This is a genomic window from Streptomyces atriruber, assembly GCF_001418325.1.
Classification (GTDB): Bacteria; Actinomycetota; Actinomycetes; order Streptomycetales; family Streptomycetaceae; genus Streptomyces; species Streptomyces atriruber.
In genome coordinates, this window is sequence record NZ_LIPN01000401.1 from 1 (window position 1) to 9,144 (window position 9,144).

Annotated in this window: 9 protein-coding genes and 1 pseudogene; 1 reads left to right on the top strand and 9 read right to left on the bottom strand. The window is 72.0% G+C overall.

All coding sequences use genetic code 11. The annotated features are described in order from the left end of the window. Positions 1 to 650: MFS transporter (locus tag AOK03_RS33665; protein ID WP_167355668.1), on the top strand; the 650-nt coding region annotated here is incomplete at its 5' end. Positions 651 to 659: 9 nt separating this feature from the next. On the opposite strand, the gene AOK03_RS33670 is transcribed toward AOK03_RS33665, so the two are convergent. From AOK03_RS33670 to AOK03_RS44425, 9 genes and pseudogenes are all read right to left on the bottom strand, one after another. Next, a complete protein-coding gene (locus AOK03_RS33670; RefSeq protein ID WP_208609650.1) occupies positions 660 to 2,345 on the bottom strand; it encodes a long-chain fatty acid--CoA ligase in 1,686 nt (561 codons plus the stop codon). Between the two features lie 121 nt (positions 2,346 to 2,466). Beyond that, complete coding sequence (locus AOK03_RS33675; protein WP_425264438.1) at positions 2,467 to 3,057, bottom strand: SigE family RNA polymerase sigma factor; 591 nt, start codon at positions 3,055 to 3,057, stop codon at positions 2,467 to 2,469. 181 nt (positions 3,058 to 3,238) lie between these two features. Continuing rightward, complete coding sequence (locus AOK03_RS33680; protein WP_244177853.1) at positions 3,239 to 4,075, bottom strand: DUF1906 domain-containing protein; 837 nt, start codon at positions 4,073 to 4,075, stop codon at positions 3,239 to 3,241. A gap of 52 nt (positions 4,076 to 4,127) precedes the next feature. Next, on the bottom strand, positions 4,128 to 5,294 hold the full coding sequence (locus AOK03_RS33685; protein ID WP_055569177.1) for a lipid-transfer protein: 1,167 nt from the start codon (positions 5,292 to 5,294) through the stop codon (positions 4,128 to 4,130). Continuing rightward, on the bottom strand, positions 5,291 to 5,716 hold the full coding sequence (locus AOK03_RS33690) for a MaoC/PaaZ C-terminal domain-containing protein (RefSeq protein ID WP_055569178.1): 426 nt from the start codon (positions 5,714 to 5,716) through the stop codon (positions 5,291 to 5,293). The genes AOK03_RS33685 and AOK03_RS33690 overlap by 4 nt, the downstream gene beginning before the upstream one ends. Next, entirely contained in the window at positions 5,713 to 6,759 is a 1,047-nt protein-coding gene (locus AOK03_RS33695) for an acyl-CoA dehydrogenase family protein (protein ID WP_055569179.1), read from the bottom strand. The genes AOK03_RS33690 and AOK03_RS33695 overlap by 4 nt, the downstream gene beginning before the upstream one ends. 1 nt (position 6,760) lies before the next feature. Beyond that, positions 6,761 to 7,714, bottom strand: a complete 954-nt coding sequence (locus AOK03_RS33700) for a bifunctional MaoC family dehydratase N-terminal/OB-fold nucleic acid binding domain-containing protein (protein WP_079075119.1) — start codon at positions 7,712 to 7,714, stop codon at positions 6,761 to 6,763. Then, positions 7,711 to 8,618, bottom strand: a 908-nt coding sequence (locus AOK03_RS33705) for an acyl-CoA dehydrogenase family protein (RefSeq protein ID WP_244177854.1), incomplete at its 5' end; no start/stop codon positions are given. The genes AOK03_RS33700 and AOK03_RS33705, both read right to left, overlap by 4 nt. 3 nt (positions 8,619 to 8,621) lie before the next feature. Continuing rightward, positions 8,622 to 8,771 (bottom strand): annotated as a pseudogene (locus AOK03_RS44425) (acyl-CoA dehydrogenase); the annotation flags it as partial. Between the last annotated feature and the right edge of the window lie 373 nt (positions 8,772 to 9,144).

Genomic DNA, 9,144 nt, shown 5'->3' on the forward strand with positions numbered 1-9,144 from the left:
CGGCCGCCGTGCTGCCCGCCGAGCACCGCCGCAGGACGGGCCCGCTCTTCGCCGGGCTCGCCCAGCTGCCCGGCGTGGTGCGGGGCTCGGCCGAGCTGCGCCGCGCCTGCATACGGCAGGGCGGGATGTACGGGGCGTGGAGCGCGCTGTGGACCTCGCTGGCCCTGCTGCTCACCGGCAGCGGCACCGGGGGGTACGGCATGACGACCGCCACCGCGGGCCTCTTCGGCCTCTTCGGTCTGGCGGCCGCGGTCGTGGCACCGCTCGCGGGCGGTCTCGTCGACCGGTTCGGCGCGGCCAAGGTGGTCTCGGCCGGGTATGTCACGGCGGCGGTGTCGGTGCCGCTGTTCTGGCTGGGCGGCGGTGCGCTCTGGGCGCTGTGCACGGCGGCGATCGTCCTGCACATGGCGCTGGTCGCCAACCACATAGCCAACCAGACGCTGGCACTGACGACCACGTCCACCCCGGCCGTCGCCAACACCGCTTATGTGGTGGCGGGTTTCGCGGGCGGCGCGCTGGCATCGGCCCTCGCGGGCACCGCCTTCACCCACTGGGGGTGGACCGGGGTGTGCGCGGTCGCCGCCCTGTGGCTCGCGCTCGGCTGGGCGACGACGGCGACACCGCGCAGGTCCGCAACGCCTGTGCGCTGAGGACCCGGCTCAGACCTGCGTGACGTCCAGCGCGCCGTCCGCGAAGCGCCCCCGCAGCACCTTCTTGTCGAACTTCCCCACGCTCGTCTTCGGCACCTCCGCCACCACGGTCCACCGCTCCGGGAGCTGCCACCGCGCGATGCCGCTGGTGGCGAGGTGCTCGCGGAGCAGCGGGAAGTCGGCCTCGGCGCCCTCCTTGAGCACCACGGCGGCCAACGGCCGTTCGCCCCACTTCTCGTCCGGGACGGCCACGACGGCGGCCTCGGCCACGTCGGGGTGGGACATCAGGGCGTTCTCCAGCTCGACCGAGGAAATCCACTCGCCGCCCGACTTGATGACGTCCTTCGCCCGGTCGGTCAGGGTGAGGAAACCGTCCGGACTGATGACGCCGACATCACCGGTCTTCAGCCATCCGTCCTGGCTGAACTTGTCCTCGGGGCGGGACGGTTCACCGTCCGGACCGCCGAAGTACGACCCGGCGATCCACGGGCCGCGCACTTCCAGTTCACCGGCCGATTCGCCGTCCCAGGCGAGCTCTTCCCCGCTCGGGCCGATGAGGCGCCCTTCGACTCCGGCCGGGAAACGGCCCTGCGTGATCCGGTACGCGAATTCCTCGTCGGAACCGGGCGCCGCCGAGGCCGGCGGCCTGGCCACCGTGCCCAGGGGCGAGGTCTCGGTCATTCCCCAGGCGTGGAAGACCCGCATTCCGAGCTCGTCGAATGCCTTCATGAGGGCGGGCGGACAGGCCGAGCCGCCGATCGTCACCTGCGTCAGGGAGCTGACGTCGCGCGGCTTGGCGGTCAGTTCGGCGAGCAGGCCCTGCCAGATCGTCGGAACGGCCGCGGCGTGCGTGGGACGCCGGCTCTCGATCATTTCGGCGATCGGGGCGGGCTGGAGGAAGCGATCGGGCATCAGCATGTTCACACCGGTCATGAACGCCGCGTGCGGCAGGCCCCAGGAGTTGCAGTGGAACTGCGGCACGATGACGAGCGAGAGGTCCGCGTCCGTCAGTCCCATGGACTCGGTCATGTTGACCTGCATCGAGTGCAGGTAGATGGACCGGTGGGAGTACGCCACGCCCTTGGGCTCCCCGGTGGTGCCGGAGGTGTAGCAGAGCGAGGCCGCGCGGCGCTCGTCCAGGTCGGGCCAGGCGTAGACGGTGGGGTGCCCCGCGATCAGTTCCTCGTACTCGTGGACCCGCACACCGGAGACCGCGGCCAATGCCGTGCGGGCCTCCTCCGTCATCGCCCCGGACACGACGACGTGTTCGAGCCCGGGCAGGCTCGGGAGGAGCGGCAGCAGCAGCCCGACCAGCGAGCCGTTCACCAGGATCACCTTGTCGCCCGCGTGGCGCGCGATGTAGGCCAGCTGGTCGGCCGGAAGCCGAAGGTTGAGGGTGTGGAGAACCGCGCCCATGGACGGCACCGCGAAGTACGCCTCGACGTGCTCGGCGTTGTTCCACATCAGGGTTCCCGCGACCTCGCCCTCGGCGACGCCCAGCTCCCCGAGCGCGTGCGCGAGCTGAGCGGCACGCTCGCCGATCTCGCGGAAGCTGCGACTCTGCGGAGCACCGTCGCCGGTCCAGGTCGTGACCTGTGACGTCCCGTGCACGGTCATGCCGTGCCGGAGGATGCGGGTGACGGTCAGCGGTACGTCCTGCATCGTGCTCAGCACGGCGTCCTCCTGGGGCGACATCGCCTACGCGGCAGTAAGGGCTGCGCTGATTCTGCGCGCATACCGCGCGGTATGTCACTACTCCAGGGGATGATCGATCATCGGCCGCCTCCGCTCGGCGGCGGACCGAGGCCTGGCCCGCTCAGCGGACCGGAGTCAGCTCCGGATCCTCGCGGAGCTTGCCGAGCGCCCGCGACACCGCGCTCTTGACGGTGCCGATGGACACCCCGAGCACCTCGGCGGTCTGCGCCTCGCTCAGATCCTCGTAATACCTGAGGACGACCATCGCCCGCTGCCGCGCCGGCAGCTTCGTGATCGCGCGCCACATCGCGTCCCGGAGCACCTGCTGCTCGGCCGGATCCCCCGCCGGCGTCACCTCAGGCTCCGGCAGCTCGTCGCACGCGAACTCGTCGACCTTCCGCTTGCGCCACTGCGACGTACGCGTGTTCAGGAGCGCCCGGCGCACATAGCCGTCGAGCGCACGATGGTCCTCGATCCGGTCCCACGCCACGTACGTCTTGGTGAGCGCGGTCTGCAGCAGGTCCTCGGCATCGCTCGGATTCGCGGTCAGCGAGCGGGCGGTGCGCAGCAGTACGGGCTGGCGTGCCCGTACGTAGGACGCGAACGACGGATACGACGGGCGTGCGGCGGGCCCGGCGGCCCTCGTCGGACCCGTGCCCCGCGTCGCGGCCTTCGATGCGCTGGTGCACACGGTCACCATGGATGCGGTCATGGCTCCACGCTAGAAGCGCCCCCTACTTCCGCGGATCGGCCGCAGGTCCCTAAGCGGTGTCCGCCTCAGGTTGTACGAGTGGGGTTGGCTCCACCTCCTACAGGTGGAGGAGACGGAGCAGCCCCTGAGGGTTCACCCCCGAGAACCGCACCGGCGCACCGCACGCCGGACGGCGGCCGGGCTAGCGGATGCGCGCGACGGGAGCGTGCATCAGATTGCGGTCGATCATCAGCGTGCGCCCACCGTGCCGCTCCTTCACGTTCCCCGCGTACTGGTGGATCCGCCGTGCCGGACGCCACCCGTCGCTGCCGAGCGCGGGCTCACGGTACAGATGAGGGTCGGTGTGCCAGCGCGCGAACCACATCACCGACGGCAGGTCCCGTACGCCCGCACGCCGTGCCGCCTCCATGTGCCGCACGCCCGAGTCGGCGCTGCTGTAGAAGCCGGGCACGTAGCCGAGCCTGCGCACCTCGCGGTCCCAGGACCTGATGAAGGAGAGCGTGGTGCGCGCGCACCCCTTCTTCCGATAGGTGTACGCCTCCATGTCGAGGTAGAGCGGGCTGTGCCGCCGCACACCGATCGCCTTGGCCGCGCGGACCGCGTCGCGCCCCTCCTTGCTCCCCTGCCGCCAGGGGTGCCGTCCCATGCGGACGTGCTTCTTGTTCTTGGCGATGACGCACGGGGACTGCGACCCGACGTACACCGGCAGGACCCGCCAGCCCATGCGCTTCACCTCGCGCATCCAGCCGTGGTTCAGCCGCGGCTGACGCTTGCAGGCCCGGCCGCGGCCCGCGTAGTAGACGCCGACGGCGCGATAGCTGGAGCGGCGCCAGCGCCGCATGGTGTCGGTGGACTGGGTGTCGCAGGTGTCGAAGGCCCAGCCGCGGAAGGTCGACGTCCTGGCGGGCGCCCCGCCGTCGGGGCGGTCGGCCGCGGCACCGGGTGGCGACGCGGTCAGGTCCATGGTCAGGGCCGTCAGAGCGAGGACGAATCCAATGATCATCTTTCGGATACGCATACGGCGAGTGAAAGCCCACCGCCCCGCTCCGCGGCCGGGACACGCGCCGCGTTCAGCCGTCCGACCCCAGAATCAACCCCGATGTGGGAACGCCCGTGCCCGCGGTCACCAGGGTGCGCGCGGCGCCCGGCAGCTGGTTCACGGAGGTGCCGCGCACCTGACGGACGGCTTCCGCTATGCCGTTCATGCCGTGCAGATAGGCCTCGCCCAGCTGCCCGCCGTGCGTGTTCAGGGGCAGCCTCTCCTCGGCCACGAAGTCGGCGGCCTCACCGGGTGCGCAGAACCCGAACTCCTCCAGTTGCATCAGCACGAACGGAGTGAAGTGGTCGTACAGGATCCCCACGTCGATGTCCGAGGGAGCCAGCCCCGAGGTGCGCCACAACTGCTTCGCCACCACCCCCATTTCGGGCAGCCCCCGCAGGTCGTCGCGGTAGAAGCTGGTCATCTGCTCCTGCGCCCGGCCCGCCCCCTGGGCCGCCGCCGCGATCACGGCGGGCGGCTGCCGCAGGTCGCGGGCCCGCTCCGCGCCGGTGACGACGATCGCCTGGCCGCCGTCCGTCTCCTGACAGCAGTCCAGGAGGCGCAGGGGCTCGACGATCCAGCGGGAGGCGGCATGGTCCTCCAGCGTGATCGGCTTCCCGTGGAAGTAGGCCGCGGGGTTGGTGGCCGCGTACTTCCGGTCCATGACGGCGACGTGCCCGAAGGCCTCCGGCGTCAGACCGTACGTGTGGAGGTAGCGCTGGGCCGCCATCGCCACCCAGGAGGCGGGTGTCAGCAGGCCGAAGGGGAGGGCCCAGCCGAGCGCGGCGCCCTCCGCGGACGGCTCGCGCCGCTGCACCCCGGAGCCGAATCTACGCCCGGAGCGTTCGTTGAACGCGCGGTAGCAGACGACCACTTCGGCCACGCCGGTCGCCACCGCGAGGGCCGCCTGCTGGACGGTGGCGCAGGCCGCGCCGCCGCCGTAGTGGATGCGGGAGAAGAAGGACAGCTCCCCGATACCGGCCGCCTGGGCGACCGTGATCTCCGGGCTCGTGTCCATGGTGAAGGTGACCATGCCGTCGACGTCGGCGGGGGTGAGCCCGGCGTCGTCGAGCGCGGCGCCCACCGCCTCCACGGCGAGCTTGAGCTCGCTGCGCCCCGAGTCCTTGGAGAACTCCGTCGCCCCGATGCCGACGATCGAGGCCCGGCCCCCGAGGCTGTCGCGCGTACGGACACTCATGCGGCGCCTCCCTCGGGGACGGTCACCGTGACCGTGCCGGTGACGTGCCGGCCGATGCCGTTGGCACCGACGACCCTCACCACGGCCGTCTCGCCCCCGGGCGAGGCCTCGACCTCCTCGACCGTGCCGGTCAACACCATGGTGTCCCCCGGGTAGTTGGGCGCCCCGAGCCGTATCGCCACCTTGCGCAGCACGGCGGTGGGGCCGAAGTGGTCGGTGATGTACCGCCCGACCAGGCCGTTCGTCGTCAGGATGTTCATGAAGATGTCGGGGGAGCCCTTGGCCCGCGCGAGCTCCGCGTCGTGGTGCACGTCCTGGTAGTCGCGGGAGGCGATGGCCCCGGCGACGATCAGCGTGCGGGTGATCGGGATCTCCAGCGGAGCCAGCTCCTGCCCCGGCGTCGTCCTCGTCCTCACGCTCATCCCCGCTCTCCCCTTCGCTCCGGCTCTCCCTGCGCGATCAACTCACCGAGCTCCTCCAGGACTTCGCTGCCGCATCCCAGATAGGCGTCCAGCTGCCGCCCCCACAGGAAGTGCCGGTGCACGGGATGGTCGAGGTCGGCCCCCGTGCCGCCGTGCAGATGCTGGCCCGCGTGGACGACGCGCTTGCCCGCCTCCGACGCCCACCAGGCGGCGGTGAGCGCGTGCGTGTCGTAGGGCAGGCCGGTGTCACGGCGCCAGGCCGCTTCGTAGGCCGTGACGCGGATCGCCTCCGTGTCCATGTACGCGTCGGCGGCCCGGAGTTGCACGCCCTGCTTCGCGGCGAGGGGACGGCCGAACTGCTCCCGCTCGTTCGTATGGGCCACCGCGCGGGCCAGCGATCCCGCGCACACCCCGGCCTGCAGTCCCGCGAAGGCGGTCAGCGCACCGGCCCGCACGTCGTCGTACGCCCCGGGCCCGCCCAGCCGCTCCCCGGGCGTGCGGTCGAGGACGAACCGGCCCGCCGCCCAGGGCGCGGTCAGCTCGACCGGCTCCACGCGCGCGTCGCCGACCCGCACCAGCCACAGGGTGCGGTCGGCCGCCGCCACCAGGACGACCGTCGCGTCCCGCAGCCACGGCACCCACGCCACCGTGCCGCTCAGCGTCCCGTCCGCGGACGCCGTCACGCCGCCCCGGGCGGGAAACGCTCCCGTCGCGACCGCGCTCCCCTGCCGGAGCGCGGGCAGCAGCCGGTCCCGCTGTTCCGCCGTGCCGTGCGCGGCGACCGCCAGCACTCCGTAGACACAGCTCGCCGCGAACGGCACCTGCGCCGTCACCCGCCCCTGCTCCTCCAGGAGGAGCACGAGACCGAGCAGCCCGATGTCCTCCACCGCGCCCGGCAGCCCGGCCGCGCACAGCGCCTTCCACAGCTCGGCGTCCGAACCGGTGCCCGCCGCGGCGAGCCGCTCCGGTGCGGCCAGATCGGCGAAGATCTCCGCGGCGAGATCGCGCGCGGCCGCCTGCTCCTCCGTGGGCGTGAAGTCCATGTCAGCCCACGTCTCCCGGTACGCCCCGGAACACCGGTAGCTCCACCTCCGCGTCCACGCGCAGGAATTCGAGCCGGACCGGCATCCCGATCCGCACCTTGTCGTACGGCACCCCGACGATGTTGCTGACGATCCGCACGCCCTCCGCCAGCTCGACGAGCCCCACGGCGTAGGGCGGGTCGAAGGCGGGGAAGGGCGGGTGGTGCATCACGACGTACGAATAGACCGTGCCCTCGCCGCTCGCCCCGACCGTGTCCCACTCGGCCGAACCGCAGGCATTGCAGCCCGGCAGCCAGGGGAAGCGGAGCGTGCCGCAGCCGCCGCAGCGCTGGATCAGCAGGCGGTGCCCGGACACGCCCTCCCAGAACCCGGCATTGTCGCGGTTGACGACCGGGCGGGGGCGCTCGCCCTTCGGTTTCCGCTTCGCCGGGGCGTACTTGAGGATGCGGAAGCGATGCGTCCCCGCGAGTGCGCCGCCCGCGCGGACGTCCATCCGCGTCGTGACGAAGTGCCCCGTCCCCAGCTTGGTCGTCTTGCGCTCCGACACCGACTCGATCACCGCGTCGAAGGTGATCTCGTCGCCGGGCCGCAGCGCCCGCACGTACTCCTGCTCGCAGTCGGTGGCGACCACCGAGGTGTATCCGGCACCGTCGAGCAGGGCGAACAGCTCGTCGTGCGCCGACGCGCGGCCGTCGTGGCCGGAGAGGCCGCCCATCGTCCAGGCCTGCAGCATCGTCGGCGGCGCCACCGGGTCCGCTCCCGCGTAGGCGGGATGGGTGTCGCCCATCGCCTCGCACCAGTGCCTGATCATGGGCGTGTTGACCGGGTCCTTGCCGAGGCACGCCTCCGCCGCGATCCGCCCCTCGAACGCCTGCAACTGCTCGTACGCGATGTCCGTCACCGTGGTGTCGCCCGCGATGTCCTTCACCCCCGTGCCGTGCGCACTGTCCTTCACCGTCGTCCCCTCCGCATGCCGAGCCGCATCGTCGCGACGATCTCGCGCTGCACCTCGCTCACCCCGCCCCCGAACGTATTGATCTGCGCGGCCCTGTTCATCCGCTCCAGCTCGCCGTCCCCGGAACCGCCCGGCGAACCGGCCCGCACCAGCCCCGCTTCGCCCACGATCTCCTGGCACATCCGGTACACCTCGACGGCCGATTCGGTCCCCATGAACTTCACGCCGCTCGCGTCTCCCGGGGCCAGCCGCCCCGCGCCCACATCCCCCACCAAACGCCAGTTGAGCAGGCGCGTCGCCGCGAGCCGCGCATGCACCTCGGCCAGCCTCGACCGCACCCACGGGGCGTCGGTCCTGCGCTCGCCCGTCAGCGGATCGGGGGCGCGCGCACGGTCGAGGGCCGCCGCGTACAAGTCCTCGGCCTGCATGCCGATGGCGGCCAGCGCCACCCGCTCGTGGTTGAGCTGGTTGGTGATGAGGCCCCAGCCGCCGTTCTCCTCGCCGACGAGGTTCGCGGCGGGCACGCGGATTCCGTCGTAGTACGTCGCCGTCGTCGTCAGCCCGCCCACCGTGTCGATGGGGGTCCAGGAGAAGCCGGGCGCGTCGGTCGGGACGAGCAGGACGGAGATGCCCTGGTGCTTGGGGGCGTCGGGGTCGGTGCGGCAGGCCAGCCAGATCCAGTCGGCGTTCTGCGCGTTCGAGGTGAAGATCTTCTGGCCGTCGATCAGCCAGTCGTCGCCGTCGCGCACGGCCCTGGTCCGCAGTGCCGCCAGGTCGGTGCCTGCGGACGGTTCGCTGTAGCCGATCGCGAAGACGAGGTCGCCGCTGAGGATGCGCGGCAGGAAGGCCGCCCTCTGCTCTGCCGTCCCGTACTTCATCAGGGTCGGCCCGACGGTGTTCAGGGNNCCAGCATGCCGTCGGCGCCGATGCGGCGCAGCAGGCGGCGCTGTCCCTGCACGTCCGCGCCGTCGGGCGGCCCTTCGGGCATCACGTCCCGGAAGTAGGTGCGCAGGTCGGCGCGGAGGCGGCGTTGGCGTTCGGTGGGGGCGAGGTGCACGGGGGCGGCCTCTCCGGCTCGTACCGACAAGGGTTTCTGACTGTCCGTCAGATCGTGCGCTGGTGTCAAGAGACCGCCCGCAGCAGGCCTCGACGGAGGCCCTGCCCCGCCCCGCGCCCCGTCCCCCGAACACACCCGCGCTTCGGCGCCGAACACACCTGTGCGGCGGCGCCGAAGCACCGCCGCACAAGACGTCACACCCCACAACTCGCTCCCCTGGGAGCCGTCCCGATCGGCTCCTGGGGCTACCGGCTCACCAGAGCTGGGAGAAGTTGACCGCGACGTTCTCGTTCGACTGGTCGATCGCCGTGAACGCGGAGCCGTTCACCTGGGCGGTGTTGCTCTGGTGGGAGGCGCCGTTGCCGACGGCCTG

What these genes read in the sequence shown, in the direction of transcription:
- AOK03_RS33695 (WP_055569179.1), bottom strand. Translation starts at nt 6,759, where the DNA reads ATGGACTTCACGCCCACGGAGGAGCAGGCGGCCGCGCGCGATCTCGCC.
- AOK03_RS33685 (WP_055569177.1), bottom strand. Translation starts at nt 5,294, where the DNA reads ATGAGTGTCCGTACGCGCGACAGCCTCGGGGGCCGGGCCTCGATCGTC.
- AOK03_RS33670 (WP_208609650.1), bottom strand. Translation starts at nt 2,345, where the DNA reads ATGTCGCCCCAGGAGGACGCCGTGCTGAGCACGATGCAGGACGTACCG.
- AOK03_RS33690 (WP_055569178.1), bottom strand. Translation starts at nt 5,716, where the DNA reads ATGAGCGTGAGGACGAGGACGACGCCGGGGCAGGAGCTGGCTCCGCTG.
- AOK03_RS33680 (WP_244177853.1), bottom strand. Translation starts at nt 4,075, where the DNA reads ATGCGTATCCGAAAGATGATCATTGGATTCGTCCTCGCTCTGACGGCC.
- AOK03_RS33675 (WP_425264438.1), bottom strand. Translation starts at nt 3,057, where the DNA reads ATGACCGCATCCATGGTGACCGTGTGCACCAGCGCATCGAAGGCCGCG.